We start from the raw sequence: 25111 nt of genomic DNA, 5'->3' as shown, positions 1-25111 counted from the left end.
GAGTGGCTACTGCCGCTCATCGGTGCGCATGCGCTAGACTACGGGCATTTGCGCCGGACCAACGCATGACCAGCTTCGTCACTCAGTGCCCGCATTGCCGCACCTGCTTGCGCATCAGCCGCGCCCAGCTCGCCGCCGCCCATGGCGTCGTGCGTTGTGGGGTATGCATGGAGTACTTCAATGCAGCGCTTCACCTGCAGGGGGACGATACAGATAAGAGCATGGCGGCCGATGCAGCAGCGGCTCATCGCGCCCCCACCCGTGAACCGGCACACTCGCAGCCCGCCGCGAAGTCCCCGGGGGATGACGGCACCTTATGGATCCACGACGACCTTGACCTCGACAGCCTGGACCTGGACGAAGAGCTGGCCAAGCTCGAACGACAGGAGCTGGAACTCTCGCGCGAATTCCTCGAACTCAAGCCCCGTTCCGGTGAAACCCTGCGATCGCACCCGGACGATCCATCGAGCGTCGACGACGAGGAGTGGGCCGATCGGCTGTTGAGCGCCGAAACCGGTGCATCAACCACCGATCAGCCTGCGCAAGCGCAGCCAGCATCGGCGACCAGCCCAACCAAGGGCGCAGCAGGCCTGCATTTCATTCCCGTCAGCGCCGAGCGGCCCGTACCGCCCAGCCCGCTGTCCACGCCGCGTGGCGCGCTGAGCGAACATCTGGATTCGCAAGACCGCGTCGAACCTGTGCTCGACAGCCTGATCGAGCCCGACGAAGCGCATCCACGTCCGGTTCAGACGGAGCATGCCGACGTGGTAACCGAAAGCGAAACGACTCACGCGGTGCGCCGAGAGCGCGGGGACCCACTGTTCGAACTTGACGACGAGCCATTACAGCTCGACTGGCAGGCGCGCAAGCGTCCTTGGGGTCGCTGGCTCGGCTGGGGCCTGCTGAACCTGATCGCACTGCTGGCGCTGGCGGCACAGTACGTGGCGTACAACTTCGACGAAGTGGCGCGGCAGGACCAATACCGGCCTTGGCTGGAGCGGATCTGCCCTGCATTGGGCTGCGAGCTGCCGCCCAGGGTCGATATCAGTCAGGTCAAGAGCAGCAACCTGGTGGTGCGCAGCCATCCGGACTTCGCTGGAGCCCTGGTTGTCGATGCGATCATCTACAACCGCGCCCCTTTCGCTCAACCCTTTCCGTTGCTGGAAATCCGCTTCGCCGATATCCAGGGCCAGACGTTGGCACGCCGTACATTCAAGCCTGGCGAGTACCTCTCCGGCGAGCTCGCCGGGCAGCGGGAAATGCCCTCCCAGATACCCATCCACATCGCGCTGGACATCCTCGACCCGGGCACGAAAGCGGTCAACTACAGCCTGAGCTTCCGCTCACCCGACTGACCCGCCGGCACCTCCGCCACCGCAAGGGGCGCCGCCGCTCGTCACGTTGGCGCCATCACCGCTGCTGGTTATAAGCTCGGGGCTGTTCAGAATTTGTTCAGAACAGCCTTTAACCCGTCATCCGGAGCGGGTATTATGCACACCCTTTTTTGCTGTCCCGATCGACCTAACAAGCAGGCTCCAAGCAGGGAATCTTCATGTCAGCGGTACGCATCGGCCCTTACACCCTTCCGAATCGATTGATCCTCGCGCCCATGGCTGGCGTGACCGATCAGCCGTTCCGCCAGTTATGCCGACGCCTTGGCGCGGGTCTGGTGGTCTCGGAAATGGTGACCAGTGACGTACGCCTGTGGAACAGTCGCAAGTCGCGGCTGCGCCTGCTGCATGAGGGCGACCCGGAACCACGCTCCGTGCAGATCGCCGGGGGTGATCCGCAGATGCTGGCCGAAGCCGCGGTTCGCAACGTCGAATTGGGCGCGCAGATCATCGACATCAACATGGGCTGCCCGGCAAAGAAGGTCTGTAACAAGGCCGCAGGGTCAGCGCTGATGAAGGACGAACGACTGGTCTCGGAGATCCTCGAGGCTGTAGTCGAAGCAGTCGATGTGCCGGTAACGCTCAAGATTCGCACCGGCTGGGACAGGCAAAACAAGAATGGACTCACGGTGGCGAAGATCGCCGAACAGTCCGGAATCGCAGCGTTGGCAGTACATGGCCGGACGCGCGCCGACCTTTATACGGGCGACGCGGAGTACGACACCATCGCGGCGATCAAGCAGGCGGTATCGATCCCGGTGTTTGCCAATGGCGATATCGATTCACCATTGAAGGCACGTGAAGTACTCAATGCCACGGGAGCCGATGCGCTGCTGGTTGGGCGAGCGGCACAGGGCCGGCCCTGGATCTTTCGCGAGATCGACCACTACCTTGCGACCGGCGAACTGTTGGCGCCGCCGGCCCTGAGTGAAGTCGAAAGCATCCTGTTGGAGCATCTGCATGCGCTCCATGCTTTCTACGGTGATGTGATGGGCGTCCGGATCGCACGCAAGCACGTCAGTTGGTATCTCGCAACACTACCCGGAGCGCGCGAATACCGTGCCCGGTTCAATGGTTTGGAAGACAGGGATGCGCAATGCGCCAGTGTTCGGGCATTTCTGGCCGAACGCCGAACAGGCCCTGACTCAGGGGATGGAAAAGGGGTGGCTGCATGACGCTGTTGAACGAAACACTGGTAACTGGAACAACATCCGTGAGCGACAACGTGAATCTCAAGCAACACCTCAACACACCGAGCGAAGCGGGCCAGACCCTGCGCGGCAGTGTGGAAAAGGCGCTGCACAACTATTTCGCCCATCTCGAAGGCGCAGACGTCACGGACGTGTACAACCTGGTGTTGTCCGAAGTGGAAGCTCCATTGCTCGAAACCGTGATGAATTACGTGAAGGGCAACCAGACCAAGGCCTCCGAGCTGCTGGGTCTGAACCGCGGCACCCTGCGCAAGAAACTCAAGCAGTACGATCTTCTCTGACACAGCGGCGAGCTCCGAAGGAACGGTAGCAAGCCGTTTCGCCTGGGGCTTCCGCTTGCAGCCTGTAGCTCCTAGGAAATGTCTATGACCGACCAAAGCACTCGCCTCCCCGTCCGCCGCGCGCTGATCAGCGTGTCCGACAAGACCGGCGTCGTTGAATTCGCCCGCGAACTTGCCGCCCTCGGCGTCGAGATCCTCTCCACCGGCGGCACCTTCAAGCTGCTGCGTGAGAACGCCATTGCCGCGGTGGAAGTCGCCGATTACACCGGCTTCCCGGAAATGATGGACGGTCGGGTGAAGACCCTGCATCCGAAGATCCACGGCGGCATTCTCGGTCGCCGTGATCTCGACGGTGCGGTCATGGCCGAGCATGGCATCAACCCGATCGACCTGGTCGCGGTCAATCTGTATCCCTTCGCCGCCACCGTCGCCAAGCCCGGCTGCACGCTGCCGGATGCGATCGAGAACATCGACATCGGCGGCCCGACCATGGTCCGCAGCGCCGCAAAAAACCACAAGGATGTCGCCATCGTGGTCAATGCCGACGACTATGCCGATGTCATTGAGAATCTGCGCAACGGCGGCCTGACCTATGCTCAGCGCTTCGACCTGGCGCTCAAGGCCTTCGAGCACACGGCGTCCTACGACGGCATGATCGCCAACTATCTGGGCACCGTCGACCAGAGCGCCGAAACCCTTTCCACCGAAGGCCGCAGCTTGCTGCCGCGCACCTTCACCACTCAGTTCGTCAAAGCGCAGGACATGCGCTACGGCGAGAATCCGCACCAGATCGCGGCGTTCTACGTCGAAACCGCCGATGAAGCCTGCGTGGCCACGGCTCGCCAGTTGCAAGGCAAGGAGTTGTCCTTCAACAACGTCGCCGACACCGACGCCGCACTGGAATGCGTGAAAAGCTTCGTCAAGCCGGCCTGCGTCATCGTCAAGCACGCCAACCCGTGCGGCGTCGCCGTCGTTCCCGAGGCTGAAGGCGGCATACGCCAGGCCTATGAACTGGCCTACGCGACCGACAGCGAGTCGGCATTCGGCGGCATCATCGCCTTCAACCGTGAGCTGGACGGTGAAACCGCAAAAGCCATCGTCGAGCGTCAGTTCGTCGAAGTGATCATTGCCCCCAGTATTTCTGCCGCTGCACGCGAAGTCGTCGCGAGCAAAGCGAACGTGCGCCTGCTCGAGTGCGGCCAATGGCCGGCCGAGCGTGCGCCGGGCTGGGACTTCAAGCGCGTCAATGGGGGCCTGCTGGTACAGAGCCGCGATATCGCGATGATTGGTGAAGCCGACCTCAAGGTCGTCACCCAGCGCGCCCCGTCCGAGCAGGAAATCCATGACCTGATCTTCGCCTGGAAAGTGGCGAAGTTCGTCAAATCCAACGCGATCGTGTATGCCAAGAACCGCCAGACGGTCGGCGTCGGCGCTGGCCAGATGAGCCGGGTCAATTCAGCCCGTATCGCCGCGATCAAGGCTGAGCACGCCGGGTTGCCGGTTCCCGGAGCGGTGATGGCCAGCGACGCCTTCTTCCCCTTCCGCGACGGCATCGACAATGCAGCCAAGGACGGTATCACTGCGGTGATCCAGCCCGGCGGCTCGATGCGTGACGCCGAGGTGATTGCTGCCGCGGACGAAGCAGGCATTGCCATGGTCTTCACCGGCATGCGCCATTTCAGGCACTAAAATCGGCCACTGAAGCCAGCATCTGCGTCGTTGCCCCGGGTTCCGCCAATGCTCATTGCCAATAGGCAACTCCGCTTGTCGAATCCCGTGGCGCCTGGCCTCTACCGGCTTCAACACGACCTCGAATTTTGTAGAACGTGGCCCGAATGAAATCCGGGAGCGCTCAGGAGAATCCCATGAACGTACTGATCATCGGCAGTGGTGGCCGCGAGCACGCCCTGGCCTGGAAGGTCGCGCAGGACCCGCGCGTCGAAAAGGTCTTCGTCGCGCCCGGTAATGCCGGCACCGCAACCGAGGCCAAATGCGAGAACGTCGCCATCGACGTGCTGGCCATCGAACAGTTGGCAGACTTTGCCGCGCAGAACGTGCAACTGACCATCGTCGGGCCCGAGGCCCCGCTGGTCAAAGGCGTGGTCGACCTGTTCCGTGCGCGCGGTCTCGACTGCTTCGGTCCGACCGCCGCCGCCGCGCAGCTGGAAGGTTCCAAGGCATTCACCAAGGATTTCCTGGCCCGCCACAAGATACCGACAGCCGACTACCAGAACTTCACCGAAGTCGAGCCGGCGCTGGCCTATCTCCGTGAGAAGGGCGCGCCCATCGTGATCAAGGCCGACGGCCTGGCGGCCGGCAAGGGTGTCATCGTTGCCATGACGCTGGCAGAAGCCGAGGAAGCCGTGCGCGACATGCTCTCCGGCAATGCCTTTGGCGATGCCGGTGCGCGGGTGGTCATCGAGGAATTTCTCGACGGCGAAGAAGCCAGCTTCATCGTCATGGTCGATGGCGCCAATGTGTTGCCGATGGCCACCAGCCAGGATCACAAACGCGTCGGCGACGGCGACACCGGCCCGAACACCGGCGGCATGGGGGCCTATTCGCCGGCCCCGGTAGTCACCGCCGAGGTACATCAGCGCGTCATGGACGAGGTCATCTGGCCGACCGTCAAGGGCATGGCCGCTGAGGGCAATGTCTACACCGGCTTCCTCTATGCCGGGCTGATGATCGACCGCAGCGGCGCCCCCAAGGTGATCGAATTCAACTGTCGCTTCGGCGATCCCGAAACCCAGCCGATCATGCTGCGCCTGCAGTCCAGCCTGATATTGCTGATCGAGGCGGCGTTGGCCAAGGCACTGGACAAGGTCGAGGCGCAGTGGGACCCGCGTCCGAGCCTCGGCGTCGTGCTGGCCGCCGGTGGCTATCCCGGCGACTACCGCAAAGGGGACGTGATTCGTGGCCTGGAGGCTGCCGCCCAATTGGAAGGCAAGGTCTTCCATGCCGGTACCGCGTTGAAAGATGGGCTGGTCACGACCTCCGGCGGCCGTGTGCTCTGCGCGACGGCCATGGGCGAAACGGTGTCGGCGGCGCAGCAGAACGCCTATGCGCTGGCCGCTCGCATCGAGTGGGACGGCCATTTTTACCGCCATGACATCGGCTATCGTGCCATCGCACGCGAGCAGGGCGAACGCTGAGCAAGAAGATTCCGGCGATGTGCGCAACGGCAGGTTTATCTTGCATCGCGTACATTACCGGGGTTCAACGCGATGGTTATAATCCACCGTCCACACAGATGAAGGGACTTCAATCGTGCGTCGACTCCGGGTCGCCATTGCGTTCACCTTCAGTCTTTTGCTGGCTGCGCTGAATGCATGGCCCGCATTTGCCGCAAGCGACGATCCGTCCTCGCTCCCACCCACCACCGAAGCCCCGCAGGCGACCGAGCCCAACTGGCGATTGCTGATCGATCAGTCAGGCCAGCTCAGCCTCCAGGAGATCCTGGATCAGCGCAGCCTTTTCCAGCGCATCGACCAACGCTCCTATGCCGCCCCCGCCAGCGACAGTGCCGTCTGGCTTCAGGTGAGCCTGCCCCCGTTCGTGCAGCCGAACTGGCTGTGGATGTTCGCCCCGCGTGTGCAATACCTCGACTTCTATCTGCTGCGTGGCGGCCAGGTCGAACGTCACGTGGAAACGGGCGAGTTGCGCCCGCCGGAATCGCGCCCCCTGCCGGCTCGTGCGTACCTGTTTTCATTGCCTAACGACGGCCTGGCCCGTGAAGCCTACATCCGGCTGCAATCGTCGCACCCGGTCATGGCCTGGTTCCATACGGTAGATGAAGCGGATCTGGTCAAGCTGACTCGCCCGGCCTATCTGTTCGGGGCGCTGTTCGGCGCCCTGGCACTGCTGATGGTCTACAACCTGCTGCGCTTCGCCTATACCTTCAGCTACAGCCATGTGTGGCTCGCCCTGCTGCACGGAGCGCTATTGACCTGCGCCGTGGCGAACCTTGGCCTGCTGGCGGTGTGGTCACCGAAATTCTTCTACAGCCAGGCCTTGATCGCTGACCTGGCGGCACTGGTGGGCTGCCTTTCCTTGCTGGCGTTCACCTTTGGTTTCTTCCACTACCGGCGGACGCGATGGGTGACCTGGCTACTGGCGCTGCAAGCGGGAGCGGTCAGCACATTGGCGGCGACCATTTTGGCGACTGGCCATCTGTGGTTCAGCTGGCTGATCTATTTCATGGTACTGGTTACCGCCATCACCGTTACCGTGGTGGCCATCCACCATTGGCGGCAGCGCTATGATCCAGCCCGCCTGCTGGTGGCCGGCATGCTGTTGTTCGATGGCGGCTTCGTCGTCATGCTCCCCATGTTGCTGGGTTTCAACCCATTCAATCCCGACTGGCTGACCGGCATCATGTTCAGCGTGGCGACCTGTTCCGGACTGATCCTCAGTTTCGCACTGCTCGAGCGCCAGCGTCAGATGCAGTCGGACAGCCGCAACCAGCATACTGCCGAGGCGGTCACCAGCGCCGAGTTGCGCACCAAGGCCGACTTCCTGGCGAAGATCAGCCATGAGATTCGCACGCCCATGAATGGCGTGCTGGGCATGAGCGAGCTGTTGCTCGACACCTCGCTGTCGGCCAAGCAGCGCGACTATGTACAGACCATTCATAGCTCCGGCAACGAACTGCTCAACCTGATCAACGAGATCCTCGACATTTCCAAGCTGGAGTCCGGACAGGTCGAACTGGACGACGTACAGTTCGACCTCAACGCCCTGATCGAGGATTGTCTGGGCATCTTCCGCGCCAAGGCCGAACAGCAAAAGGTCGAGCTGATCGGCTTTGTCCAGCCGCAGATGCCCCACGTCGTCGCCGGCGACCCGACCCGCTTGCGCCAGGCACTGCTGAACCTGCTCGAAAACGCCTTCAAGCAGACTGAAGAAGGCGAGGTATTGCTGATCGCTGCAGTAGACGACCAAGAGGAACGACCACGCCTGCGCATCACCGTGCAGGACAGCGGACGGCCACTCGAGGCGCAGGAGCGCGATGCGCTGCTCAATGCCGCGCTGGACAGCCGCGACTTCCTCGCTGCGACCCGTCATGGCGGTCGCCTCGGCTTGATCATCGCCAGGCAGCTCGTCCACCTCATGGACGGTGAGTTCGGCATCCAGACCGGCGGCGTCGCCGGCAATACCTTGTGGATCAGCCTGCCGCTGGGTGCCGAGGTGTCGGAACAACCGGGCAGCGACCTGGACAATCAACTCAAAGGCGCGCGCCTGCTGGTGGTAGATGACAACGACACCTGCCGAAAGGTGCTCAGCCAACAGTGCAGCAGTTGGGGCATGGAGGTCAGCACGGTGGCTTCGGGCAAGGAAGCCTTGGCGCTGCTGCGCACCAAGGCACACTTGCGCGAGTATTTCGACGTGGTTCTGCTCGACCAGGATATGCCGGGCATGACCGGCATGCAGCTTGCCAGCAGGATCAAGGAAGACTTCAGTCTCAACCACGACATTCTGCTGATCATGCTGACCGGCATGAGCAACGCGCCCAGCAAAATCATCGCGCGCAATGCCGGGATCAAACGCATCCTGGCCAAACCGGTTGCCGGTTATACGCTGAAAACCACCCTGGCCGACGAGCTCGCCCGTCGCACCGTTGCCTCGCCATCCGGCTCGGCCCTGGCCAGCATACCGCCGTCCGTTCCCGACGATTTCCGCATCCTGGTCGCGGAAGACAACAGCATCTCCACCAAAGTCATCCGCGGCATGTTGAGCAAGCTCAACCTCAAGCCAGACACGGCCAGTAACGGTGAAGAGGCGCTCGCATCGATCAAGGCGCAACCTTACGACCTGGTGTTGATGGATTGCGAAATGCCCATCATGGATGGCTTCGAGGCGACAGCGCGGCTGCGCGCCTGGGAAGCCTCGGAAGGACGTCCGCGAACCCCAGTGGTAGCCCTGACGGCCCACATTCTCAGCGAGCACCGCGAACGAGCCCGCGAGGCCGGCATGGACGGGCACATGGCCAAACCTGTCGAGATGTCCCAACTGCGCGAGCTGATCGACTACTGGGTCCGTATTCGGGCAACCGCGGATGATCGATGAGGCCGGCAGCACGGTACGGACGTCACTGACGATCAGCAGGCTGTCCGCTTGCGCACGCATTCGGGACGCGTCCACGCGCAGATCCTGCGCCGATACTGCGTAGCCCGTTCGAGGTGTCAGCATGCCGGGGTTCGCGGCGTCCTCGGCGCTCATGCAAAGGGCGTCCTGGCTCAACAAGCGCCGTCGCGCGCCGAGCGAGAATGAACAAAACGCGCGGTTCGCTGCCGATAAAAGACCGGCCGAATTATTCCGCGACGCGCGCGTCATCCACTGCCGACCTTCGCTTCGAGGCAAATGCGTCGCCAAGGAGCCAACACAATGATGAAGAGGAGCGATGTCGCCTGGACCTTTGTCGGCATCATGGCGGTACTGCTTTCCGGCTATCTGCTCTATCAGGAGATTCGTAATCTTTCGCTGGCTGAACTCACCGACAGCCTGGAGGCCATCAGCCACCGCAATTGGCTGCTTGCCGGCCTGGCCACGCTGGGCGCCTATAGCGCCCTTGCCTGGTACGACCGGATCGCCATAGCCCATTTGGGCAAGAACATTTCATGGTGGTTCATCACGCTTTGCTCGTTCACCACCTACGCACTGGCACACAACGTAGGGGCGTCGGTGTTTTCAGGTGCGGTGGTGCGTTACCGCGCATATCGCAGCAAAGGCCTCACACCACAGGAAATCGGCGTGCTGATCGTGTTCTGCTCGCTGACCTTCGTGCTCGGCACCTTGCTGGCCGGTGGTGTGGTACTGGTCCTGCGGCCGGATCTGCTGACCAGACTCATCGAGTCCGATCCGTGGCTGTCGACCGCAATCGGTGCGTCGCTGTTGTGCCTGGTCGGTCTTTACGTGATCGGCGCCTGGCGGCACTTCGCCCCCATGCAGATCGGAAAGTGGCGAATCACCTATCCTCGACTGCCGATCGTCGGCAAGCAATTGATCGCAGCGCCACTTGAACTGGCCTGCGCCGCCGCGATCATCTATTTCGCCCTTCCCGAAGCGCAGAATCCCGGCTACCTGACTGTGCTGGGGGTATTTCTCGCCTCGTTCTCACTGGCATTGCTGTCGCACGCACCGGGCGGCCTCGGTGTACTGGAAGTGACGTTCCTCGCCGCCCTTCCGGAGCTACCGACGGCTGACGTGCTGGCTGCATTGATCGTATTCAGGACCTTGTATCTGCTGGTGCCCTTCGCCCTCGCCATCCTGGTGGTGGCCGTGTTCGAAGGGGCACAATGGACGCAGAGGCGGCGCAAAGGCGCCGCCGGCCAGTAATCTGCTGTCATGGAACACCACCATTGCACTATGGCCATATGCGCGCTTCCGGGCGATCATTCGCGTTCTTCCGAGACGAAACCGAACACATGACCGATCCCCGTACCAACCGCTCCGGCCCAGACCAGCCGGCCGAGCACAAACCTCGGCCCTTGATGGACCTGGCTATCAGCATCGTCATCCCGTCGCTGATACTGATGAAGCTCAGCGGCGAAGATCGCCTCGGCGCCGACGGTGCGCTATTGCTGGCGCTGGCCTTCCCGCTCGGCTGGGGGCTGTTCGAGCTGGCCAAGTACCGCAAGTTCAACTGGATAGCGCTGCTGGGGCTGATCAGCGTGCTGCTGACCGGCGGCATCGGCCTGCTGCAGCTCGACCCCCAATGGCTGGCCATCAAGGAGGCTGCGATCCCTGGAATTATCGGTATCGCCGTGCTGGCCTCGACCCGCACTCGCTTCCCGTTGATCCGCACGTTGCTCTACAACCCAAAGGTGTTGAACGTCGCGAAGGTTCATGAACAGCTCGAGCGCAACGGTCAGACCGCCCACTTCGAAACGCGATTGCTGCGGGCCACCTATTTTCTAAGTGGGACCTTTTTCTTCTCGTCCTTCATGAACTACGTGCTGGCCAAATGGATCGTCAACAGCCCGGCCGGCAGCGAGGCGTTCAACGCCGAACTGGGGCGCATGACCTTGCTCAGTTATCCGATGATCGCGATCCCGAGCATGGTGATGATGATGGCGATTTTCTACTACCTCTGGCGAACCATCCACGGCCTGACCGGGCTGCGCCTCGAAGACATCATCGCGAATCACGCGCACCCGGATCGGCAGGGCAACAAATCCTGACCGCGCCCGTGGTCAAGCCGACACCAGTAGCAGCCATAGCGGCAGGCTGATTGCCGCAAGCAGCGTCGACAGGAACACGGTGGAACTGACCGCCCGTGTGTCCTCCTGATTGACCACGAAGGCCAGTACGTTGACGCCACTGGGGCAGGCCGCGAGCAGTACCAGCACGCTGCGTGCCTCGTGGTTCAGCCCTGGCAACAGACCCGCGAGATACCACACCAGCAACGGGAACAGGCCTAACTTGACCAACGTCAGTCCGAGCGCCGTGGCGCTGGGGCGCAGGCGGTAACGCGACAGACTGATACCCAGCACGATCAACGCACACGGCAGAGCCGCCTGAGCCAGCCAGTCGGCGACGCGCCATATCGGCTGCGGCAGGCCCAGCCCCGACACGTTCAGCAATGCGCCCAGGGACAAGCCCACGATCAGGGGGTTGGCGAGGTTCTTCAGCAAGGCCGTGCCGCTGACCTTCTGCCCTGAGCCGAACGCGTTATAGAAACTCTGCAACGAAAACAGAATCAGGCTGTGAAACACCAGGATGGCGAATACGTACACCAGGCTATGCGGCCCGAGCAAGGTAGTCACCAGGGGAATGCCAACCAGTACGTTATTGGAATAGGCCGCCGTCAGTCCCAGCGGCGACGCACGGCGGAGCACATGGTGAGCCACCAGCCCGACCAGGATGAAAACGGCCAGCACGGGACCGAAATAGGCCAGCAGCAGCATCAGCGACATGCCATCGCTCAGCTGTGCGCGGGCAATGCCGGTGAACAGCACCGCCGGCATGAACAGTTTGAATGTGATATTGGCAAGCCCGCTGGCCGCTTCCCCAGCGAGCCAGCGGCGCCAGCCCAGCAGGTAGCCGAGCATGATCAAGCCAAAGATGGGCACAATTGCCTGAAACACGACCACGCGGCTTCTCCAGCAACCGGCGCGACGTCATGTCGCCCGGAAAAAAGGTCGCAAAGAATACCCTGAGTCGCGAGCCAGATCACCCCGCTGAGCGCGGCCCTGCGTCGTAAGGGAAATCAGCCCCGGTGGCCGGGCTGATCAGACCTGGGAATGCTGGACCGCGGCAGTTGCCGAACTCGCTTCAGCGCGGGCCAATGCGTCGAGCACGACGGAGAGGTCGTCATGCCAATCACGGGTGTCGATGCCAAACGTCGCTTCGAACTTGCTGCAATCGAGCACCGACCAGGCGGGCCGACGGGCAGGCGTCGGGTACTGCGCAGTGGTGATCGACGACACCTGCGGCTGTTTGGCAAGCATGCCCTTGGCCTCTGCCTGCCGAAATATCTCCACCGCGAAATCGAACCAGGTGCAGGGGGACCGGCCGCTGTAGTGATAAAGCCCCCAGGCCAGCGTACCTTCGCGCGCATACCGTTGGGCCAGCTGCAGCAGGACATCGGCAATGCTGCCGGCCTGGGTGGGGCAGCCAGACTGATCGGCCACCACCGACAGCGAGTCGCGCTGGCGTCCCAGCCGCAACATGGTCTTGACGAAGTTATGGCCATGCTCGCCATAGACCCAACTGGTCCGAAGGATCAGATGTTCGTCCAGCGCAGCCTGAACCGCTGCCTCACCCGCCGCCTTGCTCGCGCCGTACACACCCGTTGGGGCGATCTCGTCTTCTTCGCGATAAGCCGTCCGGGCTTCGCCAGAAAACACGTAATCGGTAGAGATATGCAGCAATGGGATGGAGGCTTGCCGGGCGGCCTGTGCCAAGGCCGCCGCGCCATCGCGGTTGACCGCATAAGCGCGCTCACTGTGCGTCTCTGCGTTGTCGACGTGCGTGTAGGCAGCGGCATTGATGATCATACCCGGATTGAGCTCGCGGACGACGCCGGACACCTGATCAGCGTCTGTGACATCCAGACGCTCACGTGTCATGCCAAGCGCCTCGAGACCATACGTACCGGCACGGTCTACCAACTCGTGGCCGACCTGGCCACCGGCTCCGCATACAAGGATTCGCATCTGGTTATGCCTCATTCAAAGCTCACCGGTGATGGCGAGCATGGATTTGTACAACAGATTCGATGCAGCACAACGCGCTACAACTCCCGAGATAGCGCGGTCCGTGCATCGTTGAGGCCAGCATAAACGAATTTTGTTCCGCCGATGTGAAGCCAACCGTCAGGGCGACCGACATCTACGTCATCGGCACGCCTCAGTAACCCGATCCACCGCCCGATTGGGCCGTTGCGCCGCTGAAGGAACCGGCAATGCTAACACGGTGAAACTCAACTGCGGCTACGGGGACCAAACAGAACAGGCGCGGTGATGAGATTCACTTGAAAGCAGTCCCAGAGCGCCTGCGATCTTCTATCGGCACGAGGACGCCATCATGCCCAGAGGCGAAAAATCCAAGTACACCGACAAGCAGCAACGTAAGGCCGAGCATATCGAGCAAAGTTACGAAGAGCGCGGCGTATCAGAGAAAGAGGCCGAAGCCCGCGCTTGGGCCACCGTCAACAAGCAATCAGGCGGCGGCGAGCGCAAGGGAGGCTCGGGACAGGAAAAAAGCGAGACAGCCAAGCGAGCCGACCGCAAGGATTCGGCGCATCGAGCGGCCAAATCGCGTTCCGGCGCGTCGCCCAACAAGGGCTCGGCCCGCAGCAACCGCACCGGCAGTACCTCGCTCACCGATCTCACCCGCGACGAGCTGATGCAAAAGGCACGCGAGCGCGACGTACGCGGTCGCTCGAAAATGCGCAAGGACGAGCTGATCAAAGCGCTCAGTTGAAGGAGCAACCCCATGTCCGATCCCGATCCACGCGACGACGGAACGCCCGGTCCTGTCCCCGACCCCGACCCCGAGCGCAAGGACCCCGACGAACCGGTCCCCATCGAAGAACCTGGCAAACCCGAGCGCCCCGAGAAGGCGGATGCCACTGAATTTTCCGCCGCCGCACCTATCACAGCTTTGGGTCCAGCGAGACGCCACCAGGCGCGCCGGCCTGCGTGACTGACCCACCAATCACCCGTGACAGAATCAAGGAAACCGTGATGAGCTACGTACAATTGAGTGACAAACAGACACTACGCGAACGTGCGCGACAGCATGTCGAGAACGGGGCGGTGACCGAGAGCTATTCGGCAGACCGCGACATGGTGATCAAGCTGCTCAACGAGGCGCTGGCCACCGAGCTGGTTTGCTACCTGCGCTACAAGCGTCACTACTACATGGCGACCGGCCTTAAATCGAGCGTTGCCGCCGATGAGTTCCTCGAGCACGCCAACGAAGAACAGGAGCATGCCGACCGCTTGGCCGAACGCATCGTCCAGCTTGGCGGAGCACCCGACTTCAACCCCGACGGGCTGACCGAGCGTGCGCATGCACAGTATGCCGAGGGCAACGGCCTGCGTGACATGGTCTTTGAAAACCTGGTGGCCGAGCGTATCGCCATCGACAGCTATCGTGAGATCGTTCAATACATCGGCGACAAGGACCCGACCACTCGACGGATCTTCGAGGATATCCTCGCCCAGGAAGAAGAACACGCCGATGACATGGCCGGCCTGCTCGACGGCATGAATTGAGTCCTGGTTATCTGGCGCACACCGAGCGAGCCATCCGTACCGCATAAAAAAAGGCCACCCGAAGGTGGCCTTAAAAAGGAAAGAGAGTACTGCTCAGCCGGCAGCTGCCGGACGCATGTAGGAGATCGGTGCGGTCTGGGAGTCGTTGAACGTTACCATTTCCCACGCATCCTTCTGTTCCATCAGGGTGCGCAGCAAACGATTGTTCAATGCATGTCCGGATTTAAAGCCGCGGAATTCGCCGATCAGGCTGGTGCCCAGCAAGTACAGATCACCGATTGCATCGAGAATCTTGTGCTTTACAAATTCGTCCTCGTACCGCAGGCCGTCTTCGTTGAGCACATGGTCTTCGTCGACCACGATCGCGTTATCGACGCTGCCACCCAAGGCCAGATTATGCGAGCGGAGAAACTCGATGTCGCGCATGAAACCAAAGGTCCGTGCACGGCTGACTTCCTTCACGAAGGACGTACTGGAGAAATCCACGCTGGCGGTCTGGGTGCGACCCCTGAAAACCGGATGGTCGAAATCGATCTCGAAACTCACCTTGAAGCCTTCGAATGGCAGGAACGTGGCGCGCTTGTCGCCGTCCTCCACCGAAACTTCGCGGATGATGCGGATGAACTTCTTGGGGGCGTCCTGCTCCTGCAGGCCGGCCGATTGAATCAAAAACACGAAGGGGCCAGCGCTACCGTCCATGATTGGCACTTCCGACGCGGAAAGCTCGACATAGGCATTGTCGATGCCAAGCCCAGCCATCGCCGAAAGCAAATGCTCCACCGTATCGACTTTGACGTCGCCGCTGATCAGCGTCGTCGACATGGTGGTTTCGCCCACGTTCTCAGCCCGCGCAGCGATTTGCACCGGCGGGTTGAGATCGGTGCGACAGAACACGATCCCAGTGTCCACAGGTGCCGGCTTCAGGGTCAGGTATACCTTTTCCCCGGAATGCAGGCCGACGCCAGTGGCGCGGATGATGTTCTTCAAGGTGCGTTGTCTGATCATGGCTTGGTTTCGCTATTGCGCTGTTGCGAATGGTTTCCAACAAAGGTGGCGATCATAGCAGAACCCCAGTTTGCTGAATACCAATCACCCCTATACTCCTGATACATTCAATCAATCGGCCTGGCGACGCAGGAAAGCCGGAATATCCAGGTAATCCAGATCCTCCTGTGGATTCATCTTGGCCGCGGTAGCGGCGGCATGGGCCTGATTGCGCATGACGGTCGGGCGATCCAGATCGCGGTAATTCACAGCGGCCTGATCCTGACGCGGGGCCGGCGCGGCCTGAGGCGCTACGGCAGCGGTCTGCAGGGTGTTGTCGACCACCTTGACCGGCTTTTCATTGCGCGGACCAAGGCCCGTCGCGACGACCGTTACATGCAGTTCATCGAGCATGTCCGGATCGATCACCGCGCCGACCTTGACGGTGGCTTCATCAGACGCGAACGCCTCGATGATTTCGCCCACCGCAGCGTACTCGCCCAGAGACAGATCCAGACCAGCGGTGATATTGACCAGAATGCCGCGAGCACCCTGCAGATTGACGTCTTCGAGCAATGGGTTGCGGATCGCAGCCTCGGTGGCCTCGCGCGCACGGTTCGGGCCAGTTGCGCACCCAGTTCCCATCATCGCCATGCCCATTTCGCCCATGACGGTTTTCACGTCGGCGAAATCGACGTTCATCAGGCCGGGGCGCTGCATGATGTCGGAAATGCCACGCACGGCGCCGGTGAGCACGTCGTCCGCCTTGGCGAAAGCCGCCAGCAGGCTCGCATCCTTGCCCAGGATGGTCAGCAATTTCTCGTTGGGGATGGTGATCAGCGAGTCGACGCATTCGGACAGCTGGCGAATACCCTCGTCGGCGACCTGCATACGGCGGCGGCCTTCGAACGGGAACGGACGGGTTACCACGGCGACGGTGAGAATGCCCATTTCCTTGGCAACCGATGCGATTACCGGTGCGGCGCCGGTACCGGTTCCACCGCCCATGCCGGTGGTGATGAACACCATGTCGGCGCCCTGCAGCACCTCGGCGATGCGCTCACGGTCGTCCATCGCAGCCTGACGGCCGATATCAGGATTGGTGCCTGCACCGAGTCCCTTGGTGATAGCGGACCCCAACTGCAGAACGGTCCGCGCTTCGATTTTCTTCAGTGCCTGTGCATCGGTGTTGGCGCAGATGAATTCCACGCCTTCGACGCTGTTGCGCACCATGTGATTGACGGCGTTGCCGCCACCTCCGCCTACGCCGATGACCTTGATCACTGCACTTTGCGGGGTATGATCTACGAGTTCGAACATTTCCCTCTCTCCTTCCAGCTTTCTAGTTTTAGGTACAGCCGTACTGCTCAGAAATTGCCCTGGATCCAGCTTTTAAGCCGGTCCACGACAGATGTTTTGGGTTCTTCGGCGAAATTGCCGAGGCCGGACATGGAGGTGCCGTCGGTCTGCTTGCGCATGCCGTACAGCAACAGGCCCACGCCCGTTGAATAGATAGGGTTGCGGACCACGTCCGTGAGTCCGTTGACGCTGTGCGGTACGCCCAGGCGCACCGGCATGTGAAAGATTTCCTCGGCCAGCTCGACAGCGCCTTCCATCTTTGCCGTGCCGCCGGTGAGGACGATCCCCGCCGGAACCAGATCCTCGTAGCCGCTGCGACGCAGTTCGGCCTGGATCAAGGTGAAGAGCTCGTCATAACGCGGCTCCACGACTTCGGCCAATGCCTGACGCGAGAGTTCCCGTGGTGGACGTTCTCCGACGCTCGGTACCTTGATGGTTTCGCCGGGGCCCGCCAGTTTCGCCAGGGCGCAGGCATAGCGGATCTTGATTTCCTCGGCGTACTGGGTCGGCGTACGCAGCGCCATGGCGATGTCATTGGTGACCTGATCACCGGCAATCGGGATGACGGCGGTGTGTCGTATCGCGCCTTCGGTGAAGATGCAGATGTCGGTGGTGCCTCCACCGATATCCACCAGGCAGACGCCCAGCTCCTTTTCGTCATCGGTCAGCACGGCATGGGCCGAGGCGAGTTGCTCGAGGATGATGTCGTCGACCTCAAGGCCGCAGCGGCGAACGCATTTCTCGATGTTCTGTGCTGCGTTGACCGCGCAGGTAACCACATGGACCTTGGCTTCCAGACGCACGCCGGACATGCCCAGAGGCTCGCGGACACCTTCCTGATTATCGATCACGTAGTCCTGCGGCAAGGTGTGCAGTACACGCTGATCCGCCGGAATGGCCACCGCTTGCGCCGCATCGAGCACACGCTCGAGGTCAGCGTTGCTGACTTCGCGGTCGCGAATGGCGACGATGCCGTGGGAGTTGAGGCTGCGGATATGGTTGCCGGCCAGGCCCACGAAGGCGGAATGGATGCGGCAGCCTGCCATCAGCTGTGCTTCTTCGACAGCCCGCTGGATTGACTGGACGGTCGACTCGATATTAACCACGACGCCCTTCTTCAACCCGCGCGAGGGGTGGGTACCGATCCCGACGATTTCGAGTTCGCCGTCCGGCGTCACTTCGCCCACCAGCGCCACCACCTTGGAGGTGCCGATATCGAGACCGACGATCATCTTGCCGCTTTGCACGCTAGACATGTGTTTCATTCCTCAATTCTTCGCAACGGCGGTTTCTTCCGCCGCGGTCGGGCTCGGCTCCCGCCACGCCACGGCGAGGCCGTTGGCATAGCGAAGGTCGATCCGCGCAATTCTTTCGCTCTGCTGCACCAGCTCTTGCTGGTAAATCGCAGTGAAGCGCCGCATTTTTTCGATTATCTGGTCTCTTCCCAGTAGCAGCTCGACGCCCTGCTTGGTCGTCAGGAACCAGCTGCCCCGCGCTCGCAGCTCCAGGCGGGCGATGGAAAAACCGAGCGGCCGCAGCATCTGGCTGAGCATCTGGTATTGCTGCATGACCCGCTGCTGGGCCCGTTTCGGACCATATAATTGCGGCAAGTGTTCATACTGGCGCAGGTCATTGGGCGCAAAGGCCTGGCCGTTGTTGTTGAGCAGCGACTCGTCGCCCCAGCGCGCGATGGGCAGTTGCTCGTCGAGGCGCACCATGACCTCATCGGGCCATATCCGGCGTGCCTCGACATGCGAAATCCAAGGCATCTGCTCAAGGTCGCGACGCAGCGCATCGAGATCAACCTTGAAGAAGCTGGCCTCGACGAACGGCGCCATGCGCGCCTGCACCGCCTGCTGGTCGACGTAGGTCAGTTCGCCTCGCACACTGACCTTGGCGATAGGCCGGTCGGCATAGGGGGCGAGATGCTCGCCCAGTTCGTACAACCCGAACACCAGCCCCACCAGCAGCACCGGCCACAGGACACGCTTGAGCGAACTCAAGCTGGGCCGCGGCAAGCGCGCCGAAAGCGGTTCGCGTTGCACCAGGCGACTCGCGCCCCGCTGCGCCGGCTTGCGCGAAGCGCGGCCGGTCCCGGGTTGCGAGTGACGCAGCGTGGTGATCATGTTCAGTTCCCTGCCGCCAGGCTGGCATCGAGGATGGCCAGCACCAGCTGCTGGAAGTCCAGGCCAGCCGCGCGCGCCGCCATCGGCACCAAACTGTGATCGGTCATTCCAGGAACGGTGTTGACTTCGAGCAGCCAGAAGGCGCCGTCGCTGTCCTGCATGACATCGACACGCGCCCACCCCTGGATGCCCACCGCTTCGCAGGCGCGGGCGGACAGCTCTTTAAGCTCCTGTTCCTTCGCCGGATCCAGGCCGCAGGGAATGCGGTACTGGGTATCGTTGGCGACATATTTGGCGTCGTAGTCGTAAAAGGTATGAGGGGTGCCCAGGCCGATCGGTGGCAGCACCGCTCCGCGCAGGGTGGCGATGGTGAATTCCGGGCCCTGGATCCACTGCTCGACCAGTACCTGCGCATCGTATGCACTGGCGGCGCGCCACGCGGCGATCAGCTCGGCGATGCCGCCTACTTTTGCCATGCCGATGCTCGATCCCTCATGGGCCGGCTTGACAATCAGCGGGAAACCCAGGCTTTGCGCCGCGGCGTGGCAATCAGCCTCACTGGCGAGCACGGCATGGCGCGGGGTCGGCAGGCCAAGGCTCTGCCACACCTGCTTGGTGCGCAGTTTGTCCATGGCCAGTGCCGAGGCCAGAATGCCGCTGCCGGTATACGGAATCCCGGCGCATTCGAGCAGGCCTTGCATGCTGCCGTCCTCACCGCCACGTCCGTGCAGCACGATGAAGGCACGGTCGATGTGCTCTTGGCTCAGGCGCGTCAGCAAGTCGTCGCCCACGTCGATGCCGAACGCATCGACACCGGCGGCCTGCAGTGCCGCCAGCACTGCAGCGCCGGATTTCAGGGACACCTCGCGTTCGGCACTCTTGCCGCCGTAGAGCACGGCAACCCGGCCAAAGGCCTGGGGGTCACGGGTCGATTGCAGGCCGGTCATTCGCTTTTCCTCGTGGCGCTTGCATCGCCAGCAAACAGGGGACTGTTGATGAGTTGCGGGGCCAGGCCGCCGATGTCGCCGGCACCTTGGCAAAGCAGGATGTCGCCAGGGCGTAGCAGCGGCTTGACCAACGGGGCGAGTTCGATGCCTCGCTCGATATAGATCGGGTCCAGTTGCCCACGCTGGCGGATGCTGTGAGCCAGATGGCGGCTGTCGGCTCCCGGAATGGGCACCTCGCCGGCCGGATAAACCTCCATCAGCAGCAGCACATTGGCGTCGTTCAACACCTGCACGAAATCGTCGTACAGGTCCCGGGTACGGCTGAACCGATGGGGCTGGTAGACCATGACCAACCGGCGCTCGGGCCACCCGCCACGAACCGCCTGGATCACGGCGGCCACTTCGCGCGGGTGATGGCCATAGTCGTCGACCAGCATCACACTGCCGCCTTCGACGGGTAGCTCGCCGTAGACCTGGAACCGCCGACCGACACCGCCAAACTGCGACAGTCCTTGCACGATGGCTTCGTCGTCGATGCCCTCGTCGGTGGCGATGGCGATGGTGGCCAATGCATTGAGTACGTTGTGGTTGCCCGGCATGTTGACCGACACATCGAGCGCGTCGAAGCCGTCACGCAGAACGGTGAAGTAGGTACGCATCCCTTCCTGCCGGATGTTGATGGCACGTACATCGGCGTCTTCGCGAGTGCCATAGGTGGTCATCGGTCGGCCCACCTGGGGAATGATTTCGCGTACCACGGGATCGTCCACGCAAAGCACTGCCAGACCGTAGAACGGCAGGTTGTGCAGGAACTCGACGAAGGTCCGCTTCAGCTTGCCGAAGTCCCCGCCGTAGGTGCTCATGTGGTCAGCATCGATATTGGTCACGACCGCGACCATCGGCTGCAGATGCAGGAAGCTCGCATCGCTTTCGTCGGCTTCGGCAATCAGGTAGCGGCTGGTGCCCAATTGCGCGTTGGTACCGGCAGCGGTCAGGCGCCCGCCGATGACGAACGTCGGATCCAGCCCCCCGGCGGCGAACACCGAAGCCAGCAGGCTGGTGGTCGTGGTCTTTCCATGCGTGCCAGCAACGGCAATGCCATGTCGATAACGCATCAGTTCCGCAAGCATCTCGGCTCGCGGCACCACCGGTATCCGTTGTTCGAGGGCGAACGCCACTTCCGGATTGGTGGCGTTGACTGCACTGGACACCACCAGCACGTCCGCCCCGGCCACGTTGCCGGCCTGATGGCCGATGTAGATCTGCGCACCGAAATTCTGCAGGCGCTCAGTGCTTGCAGAAGTTTTCAGATCCGAGCCGGAAACATCGTATCCGAGGTTGAGCAGCACCTCGGCGATGCCGCACATGCCGACGCCGCCGACCCCGACGAAATGAATACGGCGGATGCGGCGCATGCGCCGTACTTCTGCCTTGACCGCAGCAGGCGACTTAGCCATGCGCCACCTCCAGGCAGATATCGACGACGGTACGGGTCGCGTCGGGCCGGGCCAGGCGACGTGCCATGGCGCCCATGGCCTTGAGTTTTTCCGGCTGCATCATTACCTCGGTCAACTGCGCGGCCAGCGCGGCAGCATCGGTTTGTGCTTGGGGGAGAAGAACGGCTGCGCCCTCCTTCGCCAGATATTCGGCATTGCGTGTCTGGTGATCGTCGATGGCATGCGGCAGTGGCACCAGGAACGAAGGCAGGCCGGCCGCCGCAAGCTCACACACCGTCAGGGCGCCAGCGCGGCAGATCACCAGATCGGCCCAGGCGTAGGCCCGTGCCATGTCCTTGATGAAGGGGGCGACTTCGGCCTCGACACCCGCCGTGACATAGCGCTCTTGCGTGATGTCGGCATGCTGTTTACCGGCCTGATGGAACACCTCGGGCCGCAGCTCAACGGGCAACTGACGGAGCGCCTCGGGCAACAGCTTGTTCAAGGGTTCGGCGCCCAGGCTGCCGCCGAGCACGAGCAAGCGGGGCTTGCGGCCCTGCAGCGTCTGCCTGGGTGTTTCGAGAAACAGCTCGTGACGCACCGGATTGCCAGTCGTACGCCGCTTGGCGCTGTCGCTGAAGGTATTCGGGAACGCTTCGCAAACCCGTGCGGCAAAAGGCGCCAGGCTACGGTTGGCGGTTCCGGCGACGGCGTTCTGCTCATGGATGATCAGCGGTACGCCGGCAAGCTTCGCCGCCAGCCCACCGGGCCCCGTCACGTAGCCGCCGAGCCCCAGCACGCAGACCGGTCGAAGGTCACGCATGATCCGCCGTGCCTGTCCGAGTGAACGCAGCAACTGGAACGGCGCCTTGAGCAAAGGCGCCAAGCCTTTGCCGCGCAGGCCGCTGACCTGGATCAGGTGCAGCGCAAGGCCGGCTGCCGGAACCACCTCGTTCTCGATGCCACGGGGCGTGCCCAGCCAGTGCACCCTGTAGCCTCGGCTCTGGAACTCATGGGCGCAAGCCAGTGCGGGGAACACGTGTCCGCCGGTTCCACCGGCCATGATCAGCACATTAGCGCCCATGTGCGACCTCCTTGGCCTTGGGGGCAGGCACTTCGGCGAAGTCGTCCTCGCTGAACTCGGCGTCTTCGCTGCCCAGTACCGTGCGGCTTTCCCACTCGATGCGCAGCAGCAGCGCCATGCTGGCACAGGTCACCACCAGGGAGCTGCCACCGTAGCTGAGGAACGGCAACGTCAGGCCCTTGGTCGGCAAAAGTCCGACGTTCACCCCGACGTTGATCAGGAATTGACCCAACCAGAGGAAGGCGACACCCCACGCGATATAAGCCGCGAAGAACTGGCGTGCGCGCTCGGCCGCCAGCCCGATGTACAGGGCTCGCACCCCGACGAAGGCAAACAGCAGGATAGTCAGCAGCGCGCCCACCATTCCCAACTCTTCGGCCAGGACCGAGAACACGAAATCGGTATGCGCTTCGGGCAGATAGAACTGTTTCTGGACGCTATTGCCGAGACCGACCCCGAGCCATTCGCCACGGCCAAAGGCGATCAGGGCCTGGGTCAACTGATAACCGGCACCGTACTGATCAGCCCAGGGATCGGTAAAGGTGATCAGCCGCTGCAGGCGATACTCCTGCGTCTGAACCAGGATGAACACAGCGCCGACAGCCAGCAGGACCAGCAGGCTGAAACGGATCAAGCCAACGCCGCCGAGAAACAGCATCGCCACCGCCGCCCCCATCATGACCACGGTCGCACCGAAGTCGGGCTCGAGCAGCAGCAGCATCGCCATCGGCAACAGAACCAGGAACGGCTTGAGGAAGCCCCAGAGGCTTTCGCGCACCTCTTGCTGGCGGCGCACCAGGTAGCCGGCGAGATAGACCACGACGAAGAGCTTGGCCAACTCGGACGGTTGCACGTTGAAGGCACCGAATCCGATCCAGCGCATCGAACCGTTGACCTCGCGACCGATACCCGGAATGAGCACCAGAATCAGCAGCGCAAACGCGCCCAGCAGCAGCATCCAGTCCAGCCGCTGCCAAGCCGACAGCGGCACCATCAGCACGGCGGCGGCGGCGCCCAGGCCCAAGAGCACGTACACCAGATGGCGAACCATGTGGTACATCGAATTGCCCGCGTTCACCGCAGCGACTTCGGATGAGGCCGACGTGATCATCACCAGCCCCAGTCCCAGCAGCGCCAGGCACCCGGCGAGCATCGGAAAATCCAGGTCCAGGCCGCGACGGCTGAACAGGGGGGACGGCGCGCTGCGCAGAAAGGCGAGCATCAGCTTAGCGCCCCCACCGCAGCGGCGAACTGGCGTCCGCGATCTTCGAAATTCTCGAACATGTCGAGGCTGGCGCAGGCCGGCGAAAGCAGTACCGCATCGCCCGGCTTCGCCAGCTTCGAGGCAAGCTGCACGGCGTCCTGAAGGGTCTGGACGCGATGGATCGGTGCTGCGCCGTCGAGCGCTACGGCCAGCCGCTCGGCGTCGCGCCCCAGTACGACGACTTCCCGGCAATGGTGGGCGACCGGGCTGTGCAGCGGCGAAAAATCAGCGCCCTTGCCGTCGCCACCGGCAATCAATATCAGCTCACCGCCGATATCGCTGCCCAAGCCGTCGATTGCGGCCAGCGCGGCGCCGACGTTGGTCGCCTTGGAGTCATCGTAATAGCTGACGCCCTTGCGTTCACCGACCCACTGGCAACGGTGGGCAAGCCCGGCGAAGTTGCGCAGCGTGGCGAGCATCGGCTCGAACGGCAGCCCCACCGCGTGGCCGAGGGCCAACGCCGCCAATGCGTTGGACTGATTGTGGGCGCCGCGAATCTTCAACTGGTTGGCCGGCATCAGCGCATCGAACTGGAAGGCGAGGTATTTTTCGCCCTTCTCCTCGAACAATCCGAACCCCTTGAAATCAGGCTTTCCGAGCCCGAAGGACCAGGCCGGAACGTCATCGGCGATCAGCGGGCGACTCAGGCGGTCGTCGCGGTTGATGACGACCTGGCGTGCGCCGCGGAAGATCCGGTGCTTGGCCTGGTGATAGGCTGGCAGCCCGTCATAGCGGTCCATGTGATCTTCACTGACATTCAGACAGGTCGCGACCTCCGCGTTCAGGCGGTCGGTCGTCTCCAGCTGGAAGCTCGACAATTCGAGTACGTAGAGCTCAACCGCATCGTCGAGCAGATCGAGCGCCGGCGTGCCCAGGTTTCCACCCACGGCCACTTTGCGGCCGGCCGCGACGGCCATTTCGCCAACCAGACTGGTCACGGTGCTTTTCGCGTTCGATCCGGTAATGGCGATAATCGGTGCCTTGGCTTCACGGGCGAACAGTTCGATGTCGCCAGACAGTTTCACACCCCGCGCGGCGGCCTCCTGAATCGCGGGCGTGCTGATCGGCAGGCCGGGGCTGACCAACAGCTCACTGGCTCGGCAGAGAAATTGCGGATCGAGTTCACCACAACGGACTTCCACATTCGGGTATTGCGCCCTGAGAGTGGCAAGCTCCGGCGGATTCGCGCGCGTATCGGCCACGGCGAACGGCACACCGCGGCTCGCCAGATGACGAACCAGAGACATGCCGCTCTTGCCGAGACCTACGACGATGCGGAACTGATCGGAAGCGATGAGCACT

General features: G+C 62.4%; 22 protein-coding genes. 11 read left to right on the top strand and 11 right to left on the bottom strand.

What is annotated here, in order from left to right; all coding sequences use genetic code 11:
* Positions 1-65: 65 nt before the first annotated feature.
* The 8 genes from GQA94_RS08285 to GQA94_RS08250 all read left to right on the top strand — a co-directional run bounded on the left by GQA94_RS08285 (position 66) and on the right by GQA94_RS08250 (position 11066).
* The gene (locus GQA94_RS08285; protein ID WP_158187563.1) at positions 66-1355 is read left to right on the top strand and encodes a zinc-ribbon and DUF3426 domain-containing protein; all 1290 of its coding nucleotides are present in this window, start codon (positions 66-68) and stop codon (positions 1353-1355) included.
* Between the two features lie 197 nt (positions 1356-1552).
* Entirely contained in the window at positions 1553-2566 is a 1014-nt protein-coding gene (dusB, locus tag GQA94_RS08280) for a tRNA dihydrouridine synthase DusB (protein WP_158187562.1), read from the top strand.
* The gene (gene fis, locus GQA94_RS08275; RefSeq protein WP_131649971.1) at positions 2563-2883 is read left to right on the top strand and encodes a DNA-binding transcriptional regulator Fis; all 321 of its coding nucleotides are present in this window, start codon (positions 2563-2565) and stop codon (positions 2881-2883) included. The genes dusB and fis overlap by 4 nt, the downstream gene beginning before the upstream one ends.
* An 84-nt stretch (positions 2884-2967) precedes the next feature.
* Positions 2968-4572 carry a bifunctional phosphoribosylaminoimidazolecarboxamide formyltransferase/IMP cyclohydrolase gene (purH, locus tag GQA94_RS08270; protein ID WP_158187561.1) on the top strand — a complete coding sequence of 535 codons (1605 nt, stop codon included), beginning with the start codon at positions 2968-2970 and terminating at the stop codon, positions 4570-4572.
* A gap of 176 nt (positions 4573-4748) precedes the next feature.
* Positions 4749-6038, top strand: a complete 1290-nt coding sequence (gene purD, locus GQA94_RS08265; RefSeq protein WP_158187560.1) for a phosphoribosylamine--glycine ligase — start codon at positions 4749-4751, stop codon at positions 6036-6038.
* A 115-nt stretch (positions 6039-6153) separates the two neighbouring features.
* Positions 6154-8952 carry a hybrid sensor histidine kinase/response regulator gene (locus GQA94_RS08260; protein WP_158187559.1) on the top strand — a complete coding sequence of 933 codons (2799 nt, stop codon included), beginning with the start codon at positions 6154-6156 and terminating at the stop codon, positions 8950-8952.
* Positions 8953-9270: 318 nt separating this feature from the next.
* Positions 9271-10221 (top strand): lysylphosphatidylglycerol synthase transmembrane domain-containing protein, encoded by a 951-nt coding sequence (locus GQA94_RS08255; RefSeq protein WP_158187558.1) that lies wholly within the window; start codon positions 9271-9273, stop codon positions 10219-10221.
* A gap of 89 nt (positions 10222-10310) precedes the next feature.
* On the top strand, positions 10311-11066 hold the full coding sequence (locus GQA94_RS08250) for a VC0807 family protein (RefSeq protein WP_158187557.1): 756 nt from the start codon (positions 10311-10313) through the stop codon (positions 11064-11066).
* 12 nt (positions 11067-11078) lie between these two features.
* Here GQA94_RS08250 and GQA94_RS08245 read toward each other — a convergent pair whose 3' ends face one another.
* Positions 11079-11978, bottom strand: coding sequence for an AEC family transporter (locus tag GQA94_RS08245; RefSeq protein ID WP_158187556.1), 900 nt, complete (start codon positions 11976-11978; stop codon positions 11079-11081).
* 138 nt (positions 11979-12116) lie between these two features.
* The gene (gene rfbD / locus GQA94_RS08240; protein WP_158187555.1) at positions 12117-13043 is read right to left on the bottom strand and encodes a dTDP-4-dehydrorhamnose reductase; all 927 of its coding nucleotides are present in this window, start codon (positions 13041-13043) and stop codon (positions 12117-12119) included.
* Positions 13044-13413: 370 nt separating this feature from the next.
* On the opposite strand from rfbD, the gene GQA94_RS08235 reads away from it, so the two are divergent.
* From GQA94_RS08235 to GQA94_RS08225, 3 genes are read left to right on the top strand one after another with little or no spacing between them, the layout of a single operon-like run.
* Positions 13414-13812 carry a Rho termination factor N-terminal domain-containing protein gene (locus tag GQA94_RS08235; RefSeq protein ID WP_158187554.1) on the top strand — a complete coding sequence of 133 codons (399 nt, stop codon included), beginning with the start codon at positions 13414-13416 and terminating at the stop codon, positions 13810-13812.
* 12 nt (positions 13813-13824) lie between these two features.
* On the top strand, positions 13825-14034 hold the full coding sequence (locus GQA94_RS08230; protein ID WP_158187553.1) for a hypothetical protein: 210 nt from the start codon (positions 13825-13827) through the stop codon (positions 14032-14034).
* Between the two features lie 41 nt (positions 14035-14075).
* A complete protein-coding gene (locus GQA94_RS08225) occupies positions 14076-14609 on the top strand; it encodes a ferritin-like domain-containing protein (RefSeq protein ID WP_158187552.1) in 534 nt (177 codons plus the stop codon).
* Positions 14610-14702: 93 nt separating this feature from the next.
* On the opposite strand, the gene lpxC is transcribed toward GQA94_RS08225, so the two are convergent.
* The 9 genes from lpxC to murD form a co-directional block, all read right to left on the bottom strand.
* Entirely contained in the window at positions 14703-15614 is a 912-nt protein-coding gene (gene lpxC, locus GQA94_RS08220) for a UDP-3-O-acyl-N-acetylglucosamine deacetylase (RefSeq protein ID WP_158187551.1), read from the bottom strand.
* Positions 15615-15725: 111 nt separating this feature from the next.
* Positions 15726-16913: a cell division protein FtsZ gene (gene ftsZ, locus GQA94_RS08215; RefSeq protein ID WP_158187550.1), complete on the bottom strand. Its 1188-nt coding sequence runs from the start codon at positions 16911-16913 to the stop codon at positions 15726-15728.
* 47 nt (positions 16914-16960) lie between these two features.
* On the bottom strand, positions 16961-18208 hold the full coding sequence (gene ftsA / locus GQA94_RS08210; RefSeq protein ID WP_158187549.1) for a cell division protein FtsA: 1248 nt from the start codon (positions 18206-18208) through the stop codon (positions 16961-16963).
* 12 nt (positions 18209-18220) lie between these two features.
* Positions 18221-19078, bottom strand: coding sequence for a cell division protein FtsQ/DivIB (locus tag GQA94_RS08205; RefSeq protein WP_158187548.1), 858 nt, complete (start codon positions 19076-19078; stop codon positions 18221-18223).
* 2 nt (positions 19079-19080) lie between these two features.
* The gene (locus GQA94_RS08200) at positions 19081-20025 is read right to left on the bottom strand and encodes a D-alanine--D-alanine ligase (RefSeq protein ID WP_158187547.1); all 945 of its coding nucleotides are present in this window, start codon (positions 20023-20025) and stop codon (positions 19081-19083) included.
* Positions 20022-21482 carry a UDP-N-acetylmuramate--L-alanine ligase gene (murC, locus tag GQA94_RS08195; protein WP_158187546.1) on the bottom strand — a complete coding sequence of 487 codons (1461 nt, stop codon included), beginning with the start codon at positions 21480-21482 and terminating at the stop codon, positions 20022-20024. Before murC ends, GQA94_RS08200 begins: the two co-directional genes overlap by 4 nt.
* Positions 21475-22545 (bottom strand): undecaprenyldiphospho-muramoylpentapeptide beta-N-acetylglucosaminyltransferase, encoded by a 1071-nt coding sequence (gene murG, locus GQA94_RS08190; protein WP_158187545.1) that lies wholly within the window; start codon positions 22543-22545, stop codon positions 21475-21477. Before murG ends, murC begins: the two co-directional genes overlap by 8 nt.
* Positions 22535-23767, bottom strand: a complete 1233-nt coding sequence (gene ftsW / locus GQA94_RS08185) for a putative lipid II flippase FtsW (RefSeq protein WP_158187544.1) — start codon at positions 23765-23767, stop codon at positions 22535-22537. Before ftsW ends, murG begins: the two co-directional genes overlap by 11 nt.
* Positions 23767-25110, bottom strand: a complete 1344-nt coding sequence (murD, locus tag GQA94_RS08180) for a UDP-N-acetylmuramoyl-L-alanine--D-glutamate ligase (protein ID WP_158187543.1) — start codon at positions 25108-25110, stop codon at positions 23767-23769. The genes ftsW and murD overlap by 1 nt, the downstream gene beginning before the upstream one ends.
* Between the last annotated feature and the right edge of the window lies 1 nt (position 25111).

Source organism: Stutzerimonas stutzeri (assembly GCF_009789555.1).
Lineage (GTDB): Bacteria > Pseudomonadota > Gammaproteobacteria > Pseudomonadales > Pseudomonadaceae > Stutzerimonas > Stutzerimonas stutzeri_R.
The sequence above is the reverse complement of the archived record's forward strand: the minus strand, read 5'-3'. Positions and strand labels throughout refer to the sequence as shown.

Coding starts and splice junctions, on each gene's coding strand:
- GQA94_RS08225 (WP_158187552.1), top strand. CDS start 14,076: ATGAGCTACGTACAATTGAGTGACAAACAGACACTACGCGAACGTGCG.
- murC (WP_158187546.1), bottom strand. CDS start 21,482: ATGGCTAAGTCGCCTGCTGCGGTCAAGGCAGAAGTACGGCGCATGCGC.
- ftsW (WP_158187544.1), bottom strand. CDS start 23,767: ATGCTCGCCTTTCTGCGCAGCGCGCCGTCCCCCCTGTTCAGCCGTCGC.
- ftsZ (WP_158187550.1), bottom strand. CDS start 16,913: ATGTTCGAACTCGTAGATCATACCCCGCAAAGTGCAGTGATCAAGGTC.
- GQA94_RS08230 (WP_158187553.1), top strand. CDS start 13,825: ATGTCCGATCCCGATCCACGCGACGACGGAACGCCCGGTCCTGTCCCC.
- rfbD (WP_158187555.1), bottom strand. CDS start 13,043: ATGCGAATCCTTGTATGCGGAGCCGGTGGCCAGGTCGGCCACGAGTTG.
- purH (WP_158187561.1), top strand. CDS start 2,968: ATGACCGACCAAAGCACTCGCCTCCCCGTCCGCCGCGCGCTGATCAGC.
- GQA94_RS08255 (WP_158187558.1), top strand. CDS start 9,271: ATGATGAAGAGGAGCGATGTCGCCTGGACCTTTGTCGGCATCATGGCG.
- GQA94_RS08285 (WP_158187563.1), top strand. CDS start 66: ATGACCAGCTTCGTCACTCAGTGCCCGCATTGCCGCACCTGCTTGCGC.
- GQA94_RS08205 (WP_158187548.1), bottom strand. CDS start 19,078: ATGATCACCACGCTGCGTCACTCGCAACCCGGGACCGGCCGCGCTTCG.
- murG (WP_158187545.1), bottom strand. CDS start 22,545: ATGGGCGCTAATGTGCTGATCATGGCCGGTGGAACCGGCGGACACGTG.
- GQA94_RS08235 (WP_158187554.1), top strand. CDS start 13,414: ATGCCCAGAGGCGAAAAATCCAAGTACACCGACAAGCAGCAACGTAAG.
- GQA94_RS08250 (WP_158187557.1), top strand. CDS start 10,311: ATGACCGATCCCCGTACCAACCGCTCCGGCCCAGACCAGCCGGCCGAG.
- fis (WP_131649971.1), top strand. CDS start 2,563: ATGACGCTGTTGAACGAAACACTGGTAACTGGAACAACATCCGTGAGC.
- dusB (WP_158187562.1), top strand. CDS start 1,553: ATGTCAGCGGTACGCATCGGCCCTTACACCCTTCCGAATCGATTGATC.
- ftsA (WP_158187549.1), bottom strand. CDS start 18,208: ATGTCTAGCGTGCAAAGCGGCAAGATGATCGTCGGTCTCGATATCGGC.
- GQA94_RS08200 (WP_158187547.1), bottom strand. CDS start 20,025: ATGACCGGCCTGCAATCGACCCGTGACCCCCAGGCCTTTGGCCGGGTT.
- lpxC (WP_158187551.1), bottom strand. CDS start 15,614: ATGATCAGACAACGCACCTTGAAGAACATCATCCGCGCCACTGGCGTC.
- purD (WP_158187560.1), top strand. CDS start 4,749: ATGAACGTACTGATCATCGGCAGTGGTGGCCGCGAGCACGCCCTGGCC.